At 43.8% G+C, this 20261-nt stretch carries 24 protein-coding genes and 1 riboswitch; of the genes, 8 read left to right on the top strand and 16 right to left on the bottom strand.

Annotated elements, in window-relative coordinates; translation table 11 throughout:
- Positions 1-144: 144 nt before the first annotated feature.
- Together HM131_RS02300 and HM131_RS02295 are read right to left on the bottom strand one after the other, a co-directional pair.
- The gene (locus HM131_RS02300; protein ID WP_085027546.1) at positions 145-765 is read right to left on the bottom strand and encodes an NUDIX hydrolase; all 621 of its coding nucleotides are present in this window, start codon (positions 763-765) and stop codon (positions 145-147) included.
- 176 nt (positions 766-941) lie between these two features.
- Positions 942-2723 carry a sulfatase family protein gene (locus tag HM131_RS02295; protein ID WP_085027545.1) on the bottom strand — a complete coding sequence of 594 codons (1782 nt, stop codon included), beginning with the start codon at positions 2721-2723 and terminating at the stop codon, positions 942-944.
- Between the two features lie 229 nt (positions 2724-2952).
- Here HM131_RS02295 and HM131_RS02290 point away from each other — a divergent pair, with 229 nt between their 5' ends.
- The 4 genes from HM131_RS02290 (at position 2953) to dapA (ending at position 7616) form a co-directional block, all read left to right on the top strand.
- Positions 2953-4002, top strand: coding sequence for a Delta(5) desaturase DesA (locus HM131_RS02290; RefSeq protein ID WP_085027543.1), 1050 nt, complete (start codon positions 2953-2955; stop codon positions 4000-4002).
- A 122-nt stretch (positions 4003-4124) separates the two neighbouring features.
- Positions 4125-5261, top strand: coding sequence for a sensor histidine kinase (locus HM131_RS02285; RefSeq protein ID WP_085027541.1), 1137 nt, complete (start codon positions 4125-4127; stop codon positions 5259-5261).
- The gene (locus HM131_RS02280; protein ID WP_085027539.1) at positions 5258-5857 is read left to right on the top strand and encodes a response regulator transcription factor; all 600 of its coding nucleotides are present in this window, start codon (positions 5258-5260) and stop codon (positions 5855-5857) included. The genes HM131_RS02285 and HM131_RS02280 overlap by 4 nt, the downstream gene beginning before the upstream one ends.
- A 551-nt stretch (positions 5858-6408) precedes the next feature.
- Positions 6409-6587, top strand: a riboswitch (Lysine riboswitch).
- A gap of 126 nt (positions 6588-6713) precedes the next feature.
- Entirely contained in the window at positions 6714-7616 is a 903-nt protein-coding gene (gene dapA, locus HM131_RS02270; protein WP_085027535.1) for a 4-hydroxy-tetrahydrodipicolinate synthase, read from the top strand.
- Between the two features lie 53 nt (positions 7617-7669).
- Here dapA and HM131_RS02265 read toward each other — a convergent pair whose 3' ends face one another.
- The 3 genes from HM131_RS02265 to mmuM all read right to left on the bottom strand — a co-directional run bounded on the left by HM131_RS02265 (position 7670) and on the right by mmuM (position 10376).
- The gene (locus HM131_RS02265; protein WP_232324849.1) at positions 7670-8185 is read right to left on the bottom strand and encodes an O-acetyl-ADP-ribose deacetylase; all 516 of its coding nucleotides are present in this window, start codon (positions 8183-8185) and stop codon (positions 7670-7672) included.
- A 68-nt stretch (positions 8186-8253) separates the two neighbouring features.
- Positions 8254-9210, bottom strand: coding sequence for a hypothetical protein (locus tag HM131_RS02260; protein ID WP_085027531.1), 957 nt, complete (start codon positions 9208-9210; stop codon positions 8254-8256).
- A gap of 233 nt (positions 9211-9443) precedes the next feature.
- Positions 9444-10376, bottom strand: a complete 933-nt coding sequence (gene mmuM, locus HM131_RS02255; protein WP_085027529.1) for a homocysteine S-methyltransferase — start codon at positions 10374-10376, stop codon at positions 9444-9446.
- 96 nt (positions 10377-10472) lie between these two features.
- On the opposite strand from mmuM, the gene HM131_RS02250 reads away from it, so the two are divergent.
- Positions 10473-10964: a hypothetical protein gene (locus tag HM131_RS02250; protein WP_085027527.1), complete on the top strand. Its 492-nt coding sequence runs from the start codon at positions 10473-10475 to the stop codon at positions 10962-10964.
- A 35-nt stretch (positions 10965-10999) separates the two neighbouring features.
- Here HM131_RS02250 and HM131_RS02245 read toward each other — a convergent pair whose 3' ends face one another.
- Complete coding sequence (locus HM131_RS02245) at positions 11000-11437, bottom strand: MarR family winged helix-turn-helix transcriptional regulator (RefSeq protein WP_085027525.1); 438 nt, start codon at positions 11435-11437, stop codon at positions 11000-11002.
- 130 nt (positions 11438-11567) lie between these two features.
- On the opposite strand from HM131_RS02245, the gene HM131_RS02240 reads away from it, so the two are divergent.
- Together HM131_RS02240 and HM131_RS02235 are read left to right on the top strand one after the other, a co-directional pair.
- Complete coding sequence (locus HM131_RS02240) at positions 11568-11990, top strand: organic hydroperoxide resistance protein (RefSeq protein ID WP_085027523.1); 423 nt, start codon at positions 11568-11570, stop codon at positions 11988-11990.
- 153 nt (positions 11991-12143) lie between these two features.
- Positions 12144-12776: an FMN-dependent NADH-azoreductase gene (locus HM131_RS02235; protein ID WP_085027521.1), complete on the top strand. Its 633-nt coding sequence runs from the start codon at positions 12144-12146 to the stop codon at positions 12774-12776.
- 71 nt (positions 12777-12847) lie between these two features.
- Here HM131_RS02235 and HM131_RS02230 read toward each other — a convergent pair whose 3' ends face one another.
- The 10 genes from HM131_RS02230 to HM131_RS02185 form a co-directional block, all read right to left on the bottom strand.
- Positions 12848-13408, bottom strand: coding sequence for a lipocalin family protein (locus HM131_RS02230; RefSeq protein ID WP_232324918.1), 561 nt, complete (start codon positions 13406-13408; stop codon positions 12848-12850).
- Between the two features lie 41 nt (positions 13409-13449).
- Positions 13450-13929 carry a hypothetical protein gene (locus HM131_RS02225; RefSeq protein WP_085027520.1) on the bottom strand — a complete coding sequence of 160 codons (480 nt, stop codon included), beginning with the start codon at positions 13927-13929 and terminating at the stop codon, positions 13450-13452.
- 130 nt (positions 13930-14059) lie between these two features.
- The gene (locus HM131_RS02220) at positions 14060-14329 is read right to left on the bottom strand and encodes a hypothetical protein (RefSeq protein WP_085027518.1); all 270 of its coding nucleotides are present in this window, start codon (positions 14327-14329) and stop codon (positions 14060-14062) included.
- 204 nt (positions 14330-14533) lie between these two features.
- Entirely contained in the window at positions 14534-14788 is a 255-nt protein-coding gene (locus tag HM131_RS02215; RefSeq protein WP_085027516.1) for a hypothetical protein, read from the bottom strand.
- 45 nt (positions 14789-14833) lie between these two features.
- Positions 14834-15280: a hypothetical protein gene (locus tag HM131_RS02210; RefSeq protein WP_085027514.1), complete on the bottom strand. Its 447-nt coding sequence runs from the start codon at positions 15278-15280 to the stop codon at positions 14834-14836.
- Between the two features lie 52 nt (positions 15281-15332).
- The gene (locus tag HM131_RS02205) at positions 15333-15833 is read right to left on the bottom strand and encodes a hypothetical protein (RefSeq protein ID WP_232324848.1); all 501 of its coding nucleotides are present in this window, start codon (positions 15831-15833) and stop codon (positions 15333-15335) included.
- Positions 15834-15982: 149 nt separating this feature from the next.
- Positions 15983-16783: an ABC transporter permease subunit gene (locus tag HM131_RS02200; protein WP_232324847.1), complete on the bottom strand. Its 801-nt coding sequence runs from the start codon at positions 16781-16783 to the stop codon at positions 15983-15985.
- Between the two features lie 12 nt (positions 16784-16795).
- Positions 16796-17593: an ABC transporter permease subunit gene (locus HM131_RS02195; RefSeq protein WP_085027508.1), complete on the bottom strand. Its 798-nt coding sequence runs from the start codon at positions 17591-17593 to the stop codon at positions 16796-16798.
- 6 nt (positions 17594-17599) lie between these two features.
- Positions 17600-18484 carry an ABC transporter ATP-binding protein gene (locus tag HM131_RS02190; RefSeq protein ID WP_085027506.1) on the bottom strand — a complete coding sequence of 295 codons (885 nt, stop codon included), beginning with the start codon at positions 18482-18484 and terminating at the stop codon, positions 17600-17602.
- Positions 18485-18502: 18 nt separating this feature from the next.
- Positions 18503-19126, bottom strand: a complete 624-nt coding sequence (locus HM131_RS02185; protein WP_085027504.1) for a TetR/AcrR family transcriptional regulator — start codon at positions 19124-19126, stop codon at positions 18503-18505.
- A 179-nt stretch (positions 19127-19305) separates the two neighbouring features.
- On the opposite strand from HM131_RS02185, the gene HM131_RS02180 reads away from it, so the two are divergent.
- On the top strand, positions 19306-20208 hold the full coding sequence (locus HM131_RS02180) for a Gfo/Idh/MocA family protein (protein WP_085027502.1): 903 nt from the start codon (positions 19306-19308) through the stop codon (positions 20206-20208).
- Positions 20209-20261: the final 53 nt, after the last annotated feature.

The following is a 20261-nucleotide window of genomic DNA, read 5'->3' as shown; positions in this document are numbered from 1 at the left end:
AACAAAAAAAAATTAGAACCTCTACACTTATTATCTCCTCTCCTTAACGATTTTATGAAGTGTACAGAGGTTCAAGCTAAATTTAATTTTTTTATATCCTGATTGGTTAACTTCTAAAATATTAAAATGATGCTCCTCTTCTGCCTATTTTTTTATCATATCTACAAAATGATAGAGAACCCTCGCAGTCAGCCCCCATATCACTTTATCGTCATACCGATAAAAATACTCCTCAAACTGTCTGGCTGACCACTCATAATCTCGGCCGCCAGGAATCAAATCAAATGGAAAGTTCTCCTCCGGCTTCACTTCAAAGTTTACGCGGTACACTTCAGGATCATTTTCCAAGAAAAAAGCCAGCGGCACCGTAAAGACTTCCTCCACCTCTGCAGGATTAGGGTTCAGTTGGGCTTCTTCTTTTTCAATAAACCCTACGTACGTGTATATTCTCATGCCAAACGGCGAGACCATATAATCAAACGGAAATACTTGAGACAAGTCTTCCTCATCAACTCCTAATTCCTCCATTGTCTCCCTGATGGCTGTATCCTTTTCTTTCTGGTCTTCTCGATCCACTCGCCCCCCAGGAAAACAAATCTCTCCCGGTTGTCTACGCATCTGATAGGACCGCACTTCAAATAGGAGGTGGAGTTCATCATCTTTTTCAACGATCGGCAGAAGGATAGAAAACTTGGATAGACTCTGCTGTCCAAGAATGGACGGTGTATGCTTTTTCATTTTTTCTATAATCGTTTCAGGACTCATCAATTCACCTCAACGTTTCTTTTCTATTACTATAACAAACTCTTTAAGCCAGGGACTTCTTGAACAAACTGAAAAAGAGTGTTCCTGCCTATTTGGAGCACTCTTTACGATATTCGATCATCAACTCTAGTGATCTAAGAATGAGACTCCGTTATTTTAGAATCCCCTGCCACTCTCTACTCACCCTTACACTGGCAGGAAGGTATTCCGGGAACGGCACCACTTGATGGAGATAGTCGCTTCTCACGACATTGTTCTTCTAAAGCAGAAATCAATAACCCTTTTACAATCAATGATTCAGGAGTTTCATAGGCGGGGTTAGCCAAATTCTTTTCTTCCAGCGGATCTGCCGTCAGGTTGTAGAGCTCATATTGATCCGGTACTGGACAATCCTTCGTCCTTGTCACGCATATGGAGCATTTAGAATCGCCATCTTGTAACGATCCCCCTTGAATGGTCGTCACATCCTCGCAGCCTGGATCACTCCAAAATTGAGGGTTATCAAAGTAGCGCGTGAGCTTCCACAGTTCTTCCTTTTTGTCCTTTCCTGTAGGGAGCCTTGTGATGATGGCTTCGGTATGATTGGGCTGCACGACTGATTCATAAGGTCGGCCAAGTGCGCTCACCTGATTCAGCCCTTTCGTTACATCATCATCGCTCATGAAGTACAATGGCTCATCAGCTCGGAAAAAAGACTCCTTTCCTTTCAGTAGAGGTGTAAGATTCCTACCTACCAAAGGGTGGACTTCGGTAAATCGTGCGTTGAGCTGCTGTTGAATATCATCTACATCAAGACCCGCCAGTCCCAACATCGTCGGAAGGATATCCACATGGCTGGTCAGCATGTTAGTGTGAAACCGCTCTAAGAATAGTTTCGGACTATGAATGATGAACGGGACATGGATCGATTCCTCGTAGGTGTTATACCATTTTTGAAACAATCCGCCATGCGCGCCTAGCAATTCTCCATGGTCGGACAAGAACAACACGATCGTATCTTCATAAAAGTCCGATTTTTGCAGTGCCTTAAAGACTTTCAGCATTTCCTGATCTGCTTTTTTCTGAAGAGAATAATACAGCTGCCGGTAGAAAAGCGTATTAACCAGCGGCTGGAGTGCCTGCTGATAAGTGATGCGATAGCTTCGCTGCGCCTCCGGTTTCGTATCCAGATCTTCTTCAGCGGTTGGTGCTTTCGGGATAGCAGGCACAGAAGGATCTACTTCAAAATTAAACAGTGGACTTCGCTCAGCCAGTGCACCGAACAGGGCGATATCATGAGGATTAACAAATGAACACATGATCAGCCACGGCGGAGCTTCCTCCCCTTTTTGCTCTAAATCTTTGATCAGTTCAATCGTTTCAGCCGCGTAGATTTCATCCCTGCCGCTTAGACCAATTGCTGCCGATGACCCTGAGTTTCTAGGGGACGAGCCATGAGGTTCTGGCCCAACCCATCCCGAAAAGCCGTAGGGACCTAACCGGTCCGCTTGAAGATAGCGGTCGACGTTTTCCTTCACGGGAACGCCAAGATCGTTATAGCTGGGGTACGCATCTTTGGTCCCGGGGATGATAATATCTTCATCGGAGGCGTGCCATTTTCCCTTCCAATAGGTCTGATACCCTGCTTCTTGAAAATAATCGCCTATCGTCGGAACACTGTTCGGATCCAGCCAAAAGATATCTGGATCAAAAGCGGTTTTAGCAACCCCGCTTGTTTGCGTCACTCCATGAAGAGAGGGATATTGCCCTGTATAAAAGGTTGCTCTGCTTGGTGAACATGCTGTACTTCCTGCATAATGCCAATTAAATTCAAACCCATTTTTCTTCAAAAGCTCTTGAGCGATTAAATTTTCCTGTCTCCACTTCTTCAGTTCATCATTTTCATAAACACTCGGATACCGCTCCTGGTCCACCATCAGAATCAAAAAGTTTGGTTTCCGTTTTTGTTTGTTATCCAATGCATGTAACACTCCCTATACACCAAGTCCTTAAATGTATAGTTAGAATCGACTTGTATTATTCTGCACCTGATACTTCTTTAAGGAACTAGCTTCTATTGAAAGTTCCATTATCACCCAAAAAATATATGACAACTGTCATGTGTAGTTCCTGACGTTTATGTCTTATAAAGGATGACAGTTTAGCCTAAGATAGGATAAGAATGAACTTCACAGAAGGAGTCGTCTTATGAATAAAGCAAAGCAAAAAGAACTGAAAAAGAATGTAGCAAGCTATGCAAAACCTGATAATTCAGCAGGCGTACGCCAACTTTTGAATACGTTTGTACCCTTTATTTTACTCTGGTACCTGGCTTATGTAAGCTATTCCGTATCCGTCTGGCTGACCATTCCAGTTGCGATGATCGCAGGTGGATTCGTCATCCGTCTATTTATTATTTTCCATGACTGTACGCATCAATCCTTTATGGACAACCAAAAAGCGAACCGGATCATTGGCACCATCACCGGGATCATTACATTGTTTCCTTTTGATAAATGGAAACGGAGCCACTCCATTCACCATGCAACAAGCGGAAACCTCGATAAAAGAGGGACAGGTGATATTTGGGTCATGACCGTTGAAGAGTATTTCGAAGCTCCGCTTAAAACACGAATTGCCTATCGGATTTACCGTAACCCGATTGTTATGTTCGGATTAGGACCGATTTATTTGTTCTTAATTTCCAACCGCTTCAACCGTAAAGGAGCAAAGCGTAAAGAACGCATGAACACATATGTGACTAACGTAGCGATTGTAGCGATTTATTCCTTGCTTGTCTGGGCAATCGGATGGCAGGCATTCCTGCTCATCCAGCTTCCGATCTTGTATGTATCCGGGGTTCTCGGCATCTGGTTGTTTTATGTTCAGCACCAGTTCGAGGATTCTTATTTTGAAGATGAATCGGAATGGGATTTTGTTAAAGCGGCCGTCGATGGAAGCTCGTACTATAAGCTTCCGAAGGTGCTCCAATGGGTGTCCGGTAATATCGGATTCCACCATGTACACCATTTGAGCCCTCGCGTACCGAACTATAATCTGGAGAAAGCACACGATGAAACTCCGCCGCTGCATCATGCAACGACGATCACGTTAAAAACGAGCCTGGAGTCGATCCGATTCCGCTTATACGACACAAAAAATAAAACCTTCATTTCCTTCAAGGAAGTGAAGCCGTTAATGAAGAAGCAGCGAATGGCTATGCTAGATAACAAACGCCCTAGCCTTCAACAAAAGTAAATCATTAGACTTGAAGAGCCTATTCCTAATGGATAGGCTCTTTGTTTATTCATCGTGACAGAGACCCTGTTTTCATATATGCTTGTCCTAATTAAACGACTTACAATAAGGAGGTGGACCTTTTGCAAAACTGGTATCAAATTATCCCAAGGAACACAGGTCTCAGTATTTATGTATGGATCATTTTCTGTGTTCTGCCTTTTTTCTTTATCTTCCGTTCCTCATCGATTCTCGAGATTTTATTCGGAATCTTGATGATCTTGATTTTTTTCTTATCCTATCGCTTATCTTTTATTTCAAACAGCCGGTTCGTTTATTTATGGGTCAGCATTGAAATGGTCATCAGTCTTGTAATGACGTATCAATACGGCTATATCTATTTCGCGCTGTTCCTTGCGTTTTTCATCGGCAACATCAAACATCTCGGAGGTTTCCTATCTCTTTACATCGTCAACTTAACGACGACGCTTGCGGCGATCACCATGACGTTCATGACGAGGATGGACGCAATGTTCCCCCACCTTCCGTTTATCATTATTACGGTGATTGGTATAATTCTGCTGCCTTTCACGATCCGCTACCGCAATAAGCAGCAAAAGCTTGAAGGGGAACTGGAGGACGCGAATGAACGGATTTCCCAGCTGATGGTGATTGAGGAGCGCGAACGAATTGCACGTGACTTACACGATACGCTGGGGCAAAAACTATCGATGATCGGATTAAAAAGTGACCTTGCAGGCAAGCTTGTCCCTGTGAAACCTGAAAAAGCGATGAAAGAAATCCAGGATATTAGACAGACGGCACGAACCGCATTGAAGGAAGTAAGAGAAATGGTCTCTAATATGCGGGGCACCAATCTTGAAGATGAACTCGTCCGAGTACGGCAGATTTTAGAAGCAGCTGAAATGTCATTTGAATGTGAAGGAGATCCCAACATCGAAAACGCTCCCCTTCTTATCGAAAATGTGTTGAGCATGTGCCTGAAGGAAGCCGTAACGAATGTCGTCAAACACAGTGAGGCAGCCAATTGCAAGGTTTCCATCTCCCAGACACCGACAGAGATTACCGTTACTGTCGAGGACGATGGAAAAGGCATCCCTGATGGCATGGAACCTATGCAAAGTTACGGATTAAAAGGAATGCGAGAGCGTCTCGAGTTCGTTAACGGAAGCCTCGATATTCAATCCGAGCACGGCACGAAGCTTACTCTTCACGTCCCGAATGTCATTCAAAATACAAAGGAGGAAGGAAACGCATGATTCGTATCGTCATCGCTGAAGATCAGCGGATGTTACTCGGCGCGCTTGGAGCACTGCTTGATTTGGAGGAAGATATGGAGGTTGTCGGCCAAGCCAATAATGGCGAAGAAGCTTTCCAATTGGTCAAAGAACTGAAACCGGACGTATGTATTATGGACATTGAGATGCCTGTGAAAGACGGGCTGGACGCGGCAGAAGAATTGAACAATGAATCTTGTAAAATCATCATCCTGACCACATTCGCCCGCCCCGGCTATTTTGAGCGGGCGAGAAAAGCCGGAGTCAGCGGCTATTTGCTGAAGGACAGTCCGAGCGAAGACTTAGCGAACGCGATTCGAAAAATCATGACCGGTCAGCGTATCTTCTCTCCTGAGCTCGTCGATCTTGCTTTTACCCAGCAAAATCCTCTTACAGAAAGAGAACGTGAGGTCATCCAGCTGATGGCAGACGGTAAGGATACGAAGGAGATTTCGGAGGAGTTGTTTATCACCCGAGGCACAGTGCGGAATTACGTCTCGGTGATTTTAGATAAGCTTGAAGTGAGTAACCGGATCGAGGCGATTTCGCGTTTTAAGGAAAAAGGATGGTTTAAATAAACGTTTGTTTAAATCATTTCCTTCTTCCATTAGCCCCCTTATCCCTAAGACTTGAAACGCTGAAAAGTCTAGGGGGAATGGAAAACCGCTCGCTTTTCACGGGCAGACGAGAGACGCCTCGGGCTTTTCTCTCTGGAGTCTCGACTAGTCCGCTGTTCCCACAGGGAGCTGCATGTCTTCCTTCACTCCATGCTGGAATTGTTTAGGCAGAAGAAAAGTACTGACAATGAATAGTGATTTTTGAAAGATAATGGGCCACTCCTGATTTGTTTCGTCCTTCTCTTGCGGTAGGATGCTCAGGAGATGGCGAGACTCCTGTGGAAATAGAGTACATGGGGGAGACCCCGGAAGGCAAAATGCCTGAGGAGGCTCCCCGTACTTCCACGGAAAGGGAGTCATTTTCTGACCACCTTTCCCCTACTCTCTATCGACAGAACCGCCTAAGCCTGCTATCTCCAAAATCCTTGTATTCAATTATCTCTTGTCGTCGTTCAGAATTTTTGCTACAATTTCCCTAACTAAATATTTTTCTTATTTCAAAGAAAATTTGAAGTAAGGATAGAGGTGCAACATGCATGAGTACACATGTCGAGGAGAATGAGATCCGACGACCCATGTGGAAAGGGTATCTTGCCGAAGCGGAAGGAACCTCATGTTCTGGACGTTGGTTCTGTTGCTTAAGAGGCGCAGGACTGTCATATAGGAGACTATATGGAGGGCTATCTTACGCAGGAACGGTTAAAAAGTTTCTACGGCAGCAACGGCTCTCGTTGCTGCCTTTTTGATTTTCTGCTGCCGTAAGGCCCTCACGACCTCGAAAGATACTAAAAAAATTTTTCCAAAGGGTGTGAGGTAAATGAATTTCGGCCAAGTTCTAACAGCTATGGTGACCCCATTTGACCAGCAAGGAAACATTGATTTCAGTGCAACGGAAACTCTCGTCAACTACTTGATCGATAACGGTTCGGATGCTTTAGTCGTCGCAGGTACCACAGGTGAATCCCCAACATTAACGACAGAAGAAAAAGTAAGTTTGTTCAAATTCGTTGTAGAGGTGGTCGACAATCGAGTCCCTGTCATTGCAGGAACCGGATCCAACAACACGAATGCTTCGATTCAACTGACGCAGCAAGCGGAAGCCGCTGGCGTCGATGCCGTTATGCTTGTCACTCCGTACTACAACAAACCGTCACAGGAAGGTATGTATCAGCACTTTTCTACGATTGCCAATGCCACGAATCTGCCCGTTATGCTCTACAATATCCCTGGTCGAAGTGTCGTCAACTTGGAACCAGCAACCATTATCCGCCTGGCTCAAATCAAAAACATCGTTTCCGTCAAAGAAGCAAGTGGTGATCTGGATGCCGCAACAGAAATCATCAGCAGCACACCAGATAACTTCTCCGTTTATAGCGGCGAAGACACGAATACTCTGCCATTCGTATCGATCGGCGGAACTGGCATCATTTCCGTTTCCGCTCATGTCATCGGAAACGAGATGCAGCAAATGCTCGATAGCTACCATACGGGAGATGGTGCCTATGCCGCCAGTCTGCACCAGAAGCTTGTTCCGGTAATGAAAGCTATTTTCTCTGCACCGAGTCCATCTCCGGTAAAAGCGGCCTTGAATAATCGTGGCATCGAGGTGGGAAGTGTCCGTTTGCCATTGATTCCTTTAAACGAGGAAGAAACGCAATCACTTGAAAACGTGTTAGGCACGGTACATCCAAAAAAGGAAGCTTTTAGAGTTGCCCAATAAGGAATAAAAGAGCCCTGGCAGTCTCAATAAACCACAAAAACCCACGGGAGTCCTCACTCCGGTGGGTTTTCCAGTTTCTCTTCATAAATTTTTTTGTTTTCCTCATCAAAACAGACAAAGAGAACTTCCTCAATTTCTTCGTGACCCTCTAAAAAATTTCTTACCTCTTGAATCGCTATCTCTGCGGCTTCGTCTTTCGGATATCCGTATATTCCTGTACTGATATTCGGAAAAGCAACCGTGCTCAGCCTGTAATCGGCTGCAAGCGTCAAAGAATTTCTGTAGCATCCAGCTAACTGCTCAGCTTCTCCTTTTTCTCCTCCATTCCACACCGGGCCTACGGTATGGATGACTTTTTCACAGGGTAATTGACCTGCGGTTGTAATCACGGCTTCTCCCGTTTCACAGCTGCCGATTTCACGGCATTCTTCCATAATCTCTGGGCCTCCGGCACGATGGATGGCTCCATCGACGCCTCCGCCTCCCTTCAGCTGTTTATTCGCCGCATTGACGATAGCATCGACGTCTAATTTAGTAATGTCCGCTTGTAAAACTTTCATTTTGTCCATGAGAATCGCCTCCTTGTTCATAGAAAAAAGCAGACTCATAGAATGTATGAATCTGCTTCTGTATTTCCCTAATCCACGTCTTTTGACTCGTGGTTCTTATGATCAGAATTGGGCTTTAATAGATCAGCATAATTGCTTTTTATGAATCCTATGATCGTGCCAAGCGTATGACCTTTAAATTGATCAGGCACAGACTCTCCTGTCGGGTTGGCATAATAAAGCGCATCTTTTTCTTCGCTGTATTCAAATCCTAACGCCTTCAGACCATTCTGCAGTCCAATGGGCAGCTCTGTACGTCCTGTCTTCTCTATAAAGTATTCGGTCGGATACACCCATACGTCTACATCCGTAAGGCCGGTGTGAACGACGAATAAATCATTGTCATACTGGGAAATCCATTGATCTTTTGAAAAAAGGGAGACGCCTGAGCCTTCCAGAGAAGAGATGCCGTCTAAGTTCACGCCGAAAATTTGATTCACCACACGGCGGATTTCCGGTCCATCAATCTTTTTACCGTAATGCTCTAAGTATAGATCCATCACTTCAACCTTCGTCAGTGACTGGATATAGGCATCTAAATCCTCAATTGATTCATCGGCTAACTTCAGTTTCACCCCGTCGGTAATCTCCTTAGGATATGTGCTCACTTGCTTTCCAGCTCCTAGTTCAGAGACTCTTTCCAAGTCTATATCATATACCTGTTTCACGATGCGGCGAATCTCCTTTGATTCAACTTTATGCTTGCGAAAATCAAGGTAACTGTCCATGACTTCAACCTTTTTCATAGAATGAAGGATATCAATAGCTTCTGATAAAGAGAGATCATATTTATGCTCTTTCTTTAACGTCATAATGACTCCAAACATAATGGGCAAAGGATACTTGAAATCAAGATGTTCATCGAGATGGCGGTAACGGTCTTCCTTGTGGCTTTCGGCATGACTGACGTGCGGAGAATACGAGATGGATGCTCCTGCGAGCAAAACAGTGGCGGCTACGATGATCAACTTTCTGAGACGATTCATGGTTCACCCTCCATAAAGATTTTTTAGGGGCGGGATAAATCTGTTACGATGGTCCCTTTTTTATATCGGCGTGTACCGATCACTAGATAAATCGTAGGATGTGTACTTTTGGTAAAAAAGGGGGAGAGAAATTCTATGGTGTCTTCTATCCTTTATTCTACATAATAAAGCAAAAAAAGACAGCTAAAATTTGCATAAGCTGTCTTTTTATAGATTTCCAACCTTATAAAGTTTTAGGTTCGCCACGCTTTAGCTATCTCTACAATGCGTGCCGGCGCTGTTCGGCAGCAGCCTCCGACAATCCGTGCTCCTCTTTTATACCAATCTCGCGTATGAAAACTGTCAGAACCTTCCCCGTGCCACGTGTTGGTTTCGGGATCGTAGGTTTCACCAGAATTCGGATATACAATAATCGGTTTTTCAGTATGAGCATTCAAGGTCGCAACCGCTTCGGAAGCAGTTGTGAGAGGGGTGCAGTTAGCCCCTATGGCAGCGATCTGATCATATTCTTCAAATGCTTGGGCACATTCCTCAAGCGGTGTACCATCACTGATTGCGTACCCGTTTTTCAATGTAAATGACAGCCATCCATAAGTATCAGGAAATTCTTTTACCAGGGAACTTATTACTTTTGCTTCCCGGAAAGAAGGAATCGTTTCAATAGCCAGGACATCCGCGCCTGCTTCAACGAGAGCCTTTATTCGAGGCTGGTGAAATTCTCGTAATCTCTCATCATTCACGCCGTAGTTCCCTTTGTATTCCGATCCATCAGCGAGATAAGCTCCATATGGACCGACGGATGCGGCAACCAGCGGTTTCGGCCTGTTTGTCCCGCCTTCCTCCTGCCAAAAATCATCTCTCGCTTTTCTAGCAAGAACTACAGTTTCCTTAATCAAATCCAGCGCTTCATTTTCGCCGATGCCCCGTTCAGCAAACCCTTCGACTGTTGCCTGGTAGCTGGCTGTAATGGCGCAGTCAGCTCCGGAACGAAAATAATCATAGTGAACTTGATAAATGAGGCCTGGATTTTCCAATAAAACACGCGCGGACCAGAGCGGATCATCCAGATCACATCCGTGTTTCTCGAGCTCTGTAGCTAAGGCTCCATCTAAAATCATAACCTCGTTTTCATCTAGAATAGCTTGTATTGGATTGATTGATGTCATGTTTCGTCTCCTTCCTATCAAAATCTGCATTCACCCGCCCAGGCTTTTTTCATAGGATGTAAACACAGGAAGCAAATCACTGAGGGAGTATGTTTTATGGTCAATTTTAAACCGTTCAGAGGTACAGTCACCATGATCAACGACTTTCCAGTTGGGCAAAATGGTGAAGAAGCAGGTTGTTATCAGTTAATGGCTGTCGATGACGGCGCTGGATCCATGGTTAACTTTGTCATTTCATCAACGACCTATTTTATAGACCAGGCAATTGTCCGGATTGGAGACAGCATCACCGGTTATTTCGATGCCGATGCCCCTGTTCCTTTAATCTTTCCGCCTCAATTTCGCGCTCTTGTTATGGTGAAAGAAACCCCGGCTCAAAATGTAAAAGTGGAATATTTTAATGAGCAGCTTGTAAGCCGTGATGGGTTACTAAAGGTAAACCTCTCCCCATTCACCCAAGTTTTGCTCGCGAATGGGCAGCCGTTCACACGGAACCCGGCCAACCGGAATTTGATCGTTATCTACGGTCCAAGTACAAAAAGTATCCCCGCCCAAACGACTCCTTACCGGATCATCGTTTGGTGCTAACGATTCGCGCGAAATCACTCCAGGATTCCGCGCTTTTATTGTTTTTCCTGGGTGGCTTCCAGCATACGGTTCAACGTTTCCTTTAATTGAAGGATTTTTTCTTCATCCAGGTCGATATTTCCTAATAAAAGGTCAGGGATACAGGAAGCCTTTTCTTCTGCCTCCTCCCCTTTTATTGTTAAAGAAACAACGACGCTCCGTTCATCCTCTTTCGACCGTTCACGGACAAGCAGTCCTTCCGTTTCCATTCGCTTCAGCATCGGTGTCAGTGTCCCGGAATCAAGATACAGCCGTTTCCCCAGCTCCTTGACCGTAAGCGGATTGGTTTCCCATAACGCTAGTAAAACCAAATACTGCGGGTACGTAATATTTAAATCAGCTAGAAGCGGACGATAAAGCTTCGTCATCTCGCGAGTCGTCGCATACAAAGAAAAGCAAATCTGATTTTCCAATTTCATTTTTTCGTCGGCCATGATAAACCCTCCTGTACCCATTATAGCAAAGCCTATTGCTCAGGCTCATGCAAATAATTTGTTGTTTCATTATTAATTGTGTACTATTTAATTGTGCGCAATTAATATAACCAAAAGGGAGTCGATTCACATGACAAACGTGCTTTATACTGCAAAAGCAACAGCTGAAGGCGGACGTCAGGGCCACGTGAAATCTTCAGATGATACATTGAACTTAGACTTGTCCATGCCTAAATCTCTTGGAGGGACAGAAAAACAAGGAACGACCAATCCAGAGCAGCTATTTTCTGCTGGCTATGCCGCTTGTTTTGACAGCGCGCTTCAGCTTGTAGCTTCACAAATGAAGAAGAAAATTGAGTCAAGCGTGACAGCTGAAGTGAGTATCGGCAAGCAGGACGGAGGATTCGGCTTGTCTGCGAAGCTTTATGTAGAGATTAAAGATGTCAGCCAGGAGGAAGCAGAAGAGCTTGTAGAAAAAGCCCATGGTGTCTGCCCTTACTCCAGAGCAACCCGCGGCAATATGGAAGTCGAATTGGAAGCAAAAGCCGTGTAATACGAAAAGACGAGGCGAATAGTCCTTGTCTTTTTTCATTTCTCCTACTTTGGTACCTTTTAGCACATTTACCAGAACATATTCGTTGAACTCTCGAATTCGAGATATTATAATGTACCTTGTGATTAAAAAACAACAGGAGGTTTTTCAGTTATGAACGTACTCGTCGTTAAAGCCAATAACCGTCCAGACGGTATTTCTACCAAGATGTATGAAACTTTCCTAGACAATATAAAAGAAACAGAAGAGGTAAAGGTAAGCACGTATGATCTTTTCAGTGAAGACATGCCTTATCTTGGCCAAGAGCTATTTACCGCACTAGGAAAAATCCAGGAAGGTGTTGCATTGAATGAAGATGAACAACGCTTGATGGATGCGAAGCAAAAAGCCAAAGATGCGATCAGCGCTGCTGATGTCGTCGTTGTTGCTTTCCCACTTTGGAACTTCACAATTCCAGCGAAGCTGCAAACATTCGTCGATTATGTAGCTGAAGCTGGCTTCTCATTTAAATATACGGAGAACGGCCCGGTACCGCTTATGGATGACAAGCGCGTCATCTTGCTAAACGCACGCGGTGGTAACTATTCCGATCCATCTATGGCTCCAATGGAAATGTCCATGAGCTATATGAAGAACGTATTCAGTGGATTCTTCGGCATGCAGTTGAAAGATGAAGTGATCATCGAAGGCCACAATGCGAACCCTGATAAAGCTGATGAGATCGTGCAGGAAGGACTCGAAAAAGTCGCTGCTGCTGCTTCTAATTTGACGTATCAAAACGCGTAAAACGTGAAAGGGTCAGCCTAAATTTTTAGGGCTGACCCTTTTTATAATGCTATTTATCTAATGCACAGGAGTTAATTCGCATAACCGACAAGCTCCATAAACCCTCTTCCTTCCAACCTTTCTTTTTTACCCCCGGCCAGAACTTCTTCCCCGTACAACGTACAGGCTCCTTCCCAAATGGCCCGCATCGGTCCGATCACATCCATTTCCTGTGTAGGAAACAGTGCTTTAACATGAATATCCATTGAAAAGTAAGGGATTTTAATCCTCCATTCAATCGGATACCTTGCATTTGTACGTAAACTTCTCCAAAATGATAAAGGCTCAAAGGAGATGTCTCTTGTAAAACGTATGCTGCCATCTTTCTCAATCAAATTGGCCATCGGGGAGAAGGTAGAACCTTCAGATGTTCTCATCTCATTTAAAAGAAGCTCCCGGCCATCCTCAAGTTGTAAACCAAACCAATTCCAGCCAGCACCTCTAATCAGTCCATAATCCCTGCCCCATTGATGATCAAACCACCCTTGTCCTTTGACATTCTCGATCCCTTTGTCCGTTTGAATTTGCCCTTCCACACTATTTCTCGTAAAAGAATAATAGTATAAGTCATCTGGCTTTCCATCTATACCTATTAATGCAATTGGCTTTTGAGGGATAAAAGTTAGATCAGCAACTATATCTTCTTTAAATGCAGCGTAAACCGATCTTGCTTCTCACCAAAAAATGCCAGTTCATTCTCTCCATAGATGAGTTTGGTCTGGTTTTTTTGAATCGATGCCGCTTTGAACTGAGAGTGCTCAGGAGGGATTTGATTTAACAAGAGATTTTTATATAACTTCCACATTTGAGTATCTGTCGGATGGAGAAGTAGATAGAATGGTAGGTAAAAGGAGAGCATCTGCAATCTTAAATTTGCATCAAACAAGGAATAACTTTGCTTTTCTTTTTTATCTAAGTCGATCAAGGTAAAAATCAAGTAATGGCCTTTTTTGCATGCTGTTTCCCCAACTCGAAAAAAAGATGCCATCACCGCATATTGCCCGCCGCGATCTCCAGTCAGATAAGCGTACTCATACCACCATTCAATATTCGAAAGTGTATGAGGACCTGCGTCTGTGGGAAGTGATATCGGCTCTGGTAATCGTTCAATCATTCACATACACACCTTACAATTTTATTGTAAGGTATGCGGACAGTATGGATTATGGAACGACGACTGTAACCCTCTAAGGATAAAACATACCCCCACTCAGTTTCACAGTGATCGTATTGCCAAACGAAACTTATTGAAATGTGTGTTTCCCCATTAAAGCAAGAAAAATAATTACACCACCGACAGAAATAAAGAAAACACGGCCCCACCACCATGGAGCTTTCACTACGAATTCCGCCAGCCATTTGTATCCAAAGTCCTCTTTGGTTCTGAGATCCAACTTAGCTTGCTTTGTTGCTTGTTCGTGTTTGCCTGGGGTATAAGTGATTCCGTAGTACACAAAAAAACCTCCGATTGCGATCACCAGAATTTGAAAGATCAGTTCAATTCCTGTGGTCATTGCACATTCCGACCCCCTATTCGCTGTTAAGAGAAATGCTCAAATTTCATATTATCCAGAACCCAAGTCCTACGAAGATTAGTGAGCTAAAGAACGGTACGATACACCCCGTCCCTATGCAGCCTTCAAGCAAACCATCGATACGTGCACGCAACTTATCCCTCTTGCTTTGCTTATTCTTCATCCGTTCAATTCACCCAGCCTTCAATAGTCTACAAAGAAAAAAGTATAAATATAAAGACCAAAGAATGAAACTCCTATAAAAGCAAACGCTCTGAACACCCAGTATGGAACAATTGATAAGATTTCCTTAGATAAAAAGCCAGCCCAATTCTGGTTCTTCCAGTCCATTTCCTCATGAACTTTTTCCGTATATCCGTAAGATGCATAGAGCATGAAGATCCCCACTACTATGAAAAATTGAGGGCCGATAATCGTCCAAAATTCCTTTTGTGTCATAAAACTCCCCTAACCAATTGATTTACGATTCATATATTTCACTGATTAGCTTTTCCTTGCTTCAGGCTTTTCTGCTCTTCTATGTATCTTCCTTTTTTGTTTCTCAAGCCACTTTATGTAAGGCTCTACTTTTGATACCTTGATGACACCTAAAAGAATGGCAAAGAAAATAAACCCAGCCGGCCCTCCTCTTGTCGTATCTGCTGCTATCCACTTTCCTATCACATCAGGCGCGAATTCCACCCATTCTTTCAAGAACATCAGGGTCCCTGTAGGTACTAAGGAAAATGCGACACCTTTAAGGATAGGATCCACACCAAGAAAGACCATCAGATAAACCATCATACTGATCCATAACAGAATCATCTGCCGACCTGGCAGTGGTAAGGCTTGAGTAAGCGCCATCGAACCAATTAAGAAAATAAATACAGAAAAAAGAGTGATCAAATAGAGTCTATTATTCCTGCGTAGTAGAAATATTACTTTTTTCATGTTTGCCACACACCTATAGATAAAGCTTTGTATCTGTAGTACCAGGTTGAAGTCATGAAACAAGCGGTTTTATCCATTCCATATAGACAGCGATCCCCGTCATAAGTAAAAGAGGAAGTAAACAGAAGGCGAGTAAAAGAATAGGCAGAGCTTTGTGAATACTGAATAGATCTTCCCACGTTTCTTTCATTTTTCCGGGGAGGTGTTTTATTCCCTTGTTTAGGTTCAAGTCATCACGCAGCAAGTTGTATCGTTTATATGTAAATGTAAACGTGCCCTTCTCTCTAACAGGAAAAGCCCCTTTCGTATTGACCCACCCTATACATCCAAAAACTAAAGTTACAATCAGGAATAACCAGGGGACATCCTTGGGATCATTGACTTTTCTAGTCAGAACCATCATGAACCCAGCTATTCCTCCACCTGCAGATAACCCGAAGATCAGTCTGGCAAGACCTTCGTTCACTCCATTTTTCACACATTTTCTTGTCATGAGCAGAGAAGAGATAATAATAGCAAAAAAGCTGACCATAAACAGGAAGCCTTCCATCACAGATCCCTCCGCTTAAAGTCTTCAAACATTACACCATTCCCTAATGTAACAATAAAGACTTTGGCATCCAAAAGGGAATATCTCCCACACCTATGGGTCCGCCTATAAAAAAAGCCAGCCCCTCTAATTTGGAGGCTGACCAGTTTCATTTATACATGCAAATCTCGTCTTCGATAAAACAGGAGCGTCAACGCCGCTGTAATAGCCACAAGTACGACCGACACACCAACGAGGACTGGATCTAGTCCTCCCCCGTACATCACTTGATCGGCTTCAAAGTACTTGAACGGTGTAATATATTTTACTCCATCCAGCGCATCACTTAAATCAACCGCCACAGACAGTAAGAACGCAAGCAGCAGGATCGCAGAAGAAAGCGTTGCTGCTTTTCCTGATTTTTTGTAACCCGCTCCTACCATCGTGCCTATCCCAAGGAACAGAATTTGCAAAATAAGCATGCCGAAAATCGTGACAAGCACATTTTCGATATACGGTTCTCCATCACTGTAGTAACCGACCATAAACAAGCTCGTTACGGCGGATACGAGAGTCAGCACAAGCACATTCGTAAGCGCTGCAAGCATTTTTGTGACGATCACTTTCGTTCTGGACACCGGCTTCACGAATAGAAATTCGGCCGTTTTATCCCGCTCCTCTTTTGAGATGATCGTCGCCCCTAAGAGTACGGCATGCACCGTCGCAAGGAGGACCATATACAAGAACAGCACACCGTAAAAGCCTGTCGCAAGCGACAAATCAAAGCTTCCCATGCCCGTGATCGTTTTCAGTGACGCAGGCATCGCGCCCATTAATTCATCCATCGACTGACCCGATGAGGAAAACCCTGCGTATTTCCCCATCCCGCTTGCAATCAACAGAATCATCCCGATACACCAGGTCATCAAGGATTTCCGGTGTGCCTTCATTTCACGCCAAAATAAGTTCATCATGGTTCCCTCCTTTTACACCGTATGAATGTCTTTCCGACGATACAGGACGTAACTCAGAACAAGCGAAACTAAAATAATCCCTCCGCCAACGATTAAAAAGGACGTTTCGTAGCTGGAGTGCTCGATAATATACTGCCGGTCAAAATATTGAAACGGTGACAAATACCTTTTCACGCCTTCGTCCCCAATTGAGACGATCATGCTGATGAAAAAGAAACCGAATACCGTCCCCAGCGATACTGTCAGCACCGATTTGATTCTCGGGAACACGACAGCGATCAGGATGCCGACTGCTAGAAAAATAAGCTGAATAAACAGCAGCGTAAGCGAAATTAACAGCATGACTTCCGTGCTGTAGGCTTCCGTTTGAATGATGGAAGCTGTCACTATGACGGTCGCGATGAAAAACACGTTCGTCAAAATGATCGAGACGAGTGCCGCTGAGAGCTTCGCTGACAGCACTTTTGTCCGGGAGACAGGCTTCGTCAGAAGAAAGTCAGCCGTCTTTTCCCTTACTTCTTTCGATAAAATGGATACACCGATGTTCATGCCCTGGATGGCTCCGCAAAGGGCGATATACAAAAAGACGTAGGCGTAGAAGCCGTTGATGGTGCCTAAATTTTCAAGCTGAATGCCAAATGCTTGTCGGACCGGCTCAGGAAATCCTTCTAAGAGAGCCGTGAAATCATCCATATCACTCGCAATCGATGGATAGAATGAAAGGAAAAGCACGGCAATGACCATGAGCGAAAGCGTCCAGATGAACGTCGTTTTCCGATAGGCCTTCAGTTCATGCATGAAAATGTTCATGATCCCCTACGCCTCCTTTTCGTAATAGTGCATAAAGATTTCCTCTAAATCAGGTTCTTCAATCCACACATTCGCAATTTCAACTTGAGCGATTTTTTTCATCATCGTATTGATGTCACCCTGGTATAAAAAGCGGATGGCATGGTGTTCCCACTTCAAATCAGTCACTCCAGGGAGGTTGAACGTTTCAAGGTCAAGCTCGCCTTTCGGTTCGATTTTGAAGCTTTTATGATTCTTTTCCTTCAGTACGCTAATTCGTTCCACTTGAACGATTTCCCCATCCTTTATAATCGCAACACGGTCGCACAACCGCTGCACTTCACTCAAAATATGGGAGGAAAACAGGATCGTGACGCCTTTTTCATTTTCTTGTCGCAAAAGGTTGAAGAACTTTTGCTGCATAAGCGGGTCAAGTCCGCTCGTCGGTTCATCAAGAATGAGCAGCTTCGGCTCATGAAGAAGTCCCTGAATGATGCCGACTTTCTTTTTATTTCCTAAAGAGAGATCCTCAATTTTCCGCTTCAAATCAAGGTCTAGTAACTCTGCCAGTTCTTTGATCCGTTGGCTGCAGTCCTTTTTATAAAAGCTTGCCGAGTAGTTAAGCAAATCAATCACTTTCATGTTGTCATAGTAAAAGACTTCTGATGGAAGGTAACCAATGTCTTCAGCAATTTCAGGACCTGCCGTCGTAATGTCTTTGCCGAAAATCGTTGCGCCTCCGCTTGTCGGGTGGATCAAGCCTAGCAGGGTGCGGATCGTCGTCGACTTCCCTGCTCCATTCGGTCCGATAAAGCCGAAAATTTCCCCTTCTTCCACCTCAAAGCTGATGTCAGACACCCCTCTTGATTTCCCATACATTTTTGTTAAGCGATCAATTTTGATAACACTCATTCCCGACGCCTCCCTTTATCATTTATAAAAGGCTTGCTTCAACATCTCCAAATAGTCATCCAGCTCTTTCAAATTTTCCTGCAGATCAATGTCTTCGAGCTTCATTCCTTTCACCTTGGCTTGCTGTTTATAGGCGAAGCCTTCCAAAGACCACGTGATGATATCAATGGCTTTCTTAACATCGATGTCCTCCTTGAAAGGAGTAGGATCGATATCGGCCATCATTTCAATATATTTTTGACTGCCATACTCTTCGATCCGTCGTTCGACTTCCTTTTGTACCTCACGGGCATCTTCTGTAAAAACAGCATTTAGAAAGTTAAACATGTCCGGATATTTATAATAAAGCCCAATCTTAATATGAGAGATGTTCCGGTAGCGGATAAAAATATCCTTCTCCGACCAATCGATCTCTGATTCCATCTCTTCTAAAAACATAGAAACAAAATGGTCATATAACGCCAAATACAAATCTTTTTTATTTTTAAAGTAGTGAAACAGCGCTCCTTTAGAGATATCAGCCTCCTTGACGATTTGGTTCGTCGACGCCTGTTTATAGCCGCGCTGGGCAAATTCTCTCAATGCTGCATTTAAGATTTTGTCGCGTTTTTCCTTGTCTAGACTAAGGAATTTGGAATCCATACCCGATCCTCCATATGAGTATTGACCACATTGGTCAATTTCAGTGTACTCCTATTGACCAATTTGGTCAATATAAATTTTACGCTGAAAAATGAAAAGAATTCCTGCCCCTTAAGACTGCTGAAAAAAAACGGAGTAACATAACTGTACTCGGGGTAATGACTAGCGAGGTGAAGAAAATGAAAATTGGAATAATCGGATTAGGAGACATTGCCAAAAAAGCTTATTTGCCAGTCCTTTCAGAGAAAGAAGGCATCGATCTTGTTTTATGTACGAGAAATTCAGATACCTTGAATAAACTCTCAAGCCAATACCGGATCCCTGAAAAAGTTCAGACGGTCGACGAATTGATTGAAAAAGAAATCGACGGCGTCATTGTCAGTGCAGCCACCGAAGCTCATTTTGAAATCGCTGAGAAACTATTATCCCACGGAATCAACACGTACATAGACAAACCGGTCTCGATGAACTTTCAAGAAACAGAACGGATTGCCGAACTTGCTGAAACGAACAAGGCGATTGCCATGGTTGGGTTTAACAGACGGTTCATTCCGCGCGTCAATGAGCTGAAGGATAAAGGAAAAGCTGATCTTATCCTCATCCAAAAAAATCGCTTCAACGCTGCTGACTATGTCAGACGTTTTGTTGTCGAAGATTTCATCCACGTCGTCGATACGCTCAGATTCCTAATGGATACAGACGTACAGGACGTGAAAGTCCAAGCGTTGAAAAACGGGGACAAGCTGGACCACTTGATTATCCAACTAATCGGAGACAATTGCACAGCTATGGGGATGATGAACCGGAACGGCGGGGTGACCGAAGAAACCATCGAATATTCGACCGGCCATCATAAGTACGTCGTGAATGACCTCGTTGAAACAACGCATTATCATGATAAAGAAATCCATGTACAGAAGTTTGGTGGATGGGAACCTACCCTTTATAAACGAGGCTTTTATCAAATCACTGATCATTTTATTGATTGCATTGAGGAAAATCGTACACCTGTTCCTTCTATTCAGGATTCGCTAACAACGCATCAGATCTGTGAGAGAATTGTGGAAGAGATTGAAAAATAAATAAAAAGGACTTTCTAGCCTTAATCCGGTTAGAAAGTCCTTTTTCAAGTTGC

Source organism: Halobacillus mangrovi (genome assembly GCF_002097535.1).
In the GTDB taxonomy this organism is placed as follows: Bacteria; Bacillota; Bacilli; order Bacillales; family Halobacillaceae; genus Halobacillus; species Halobacillus mangrovi_A.
This window is presented reverse-complemented; position numbering and strand designations above follow the sequence as displayed.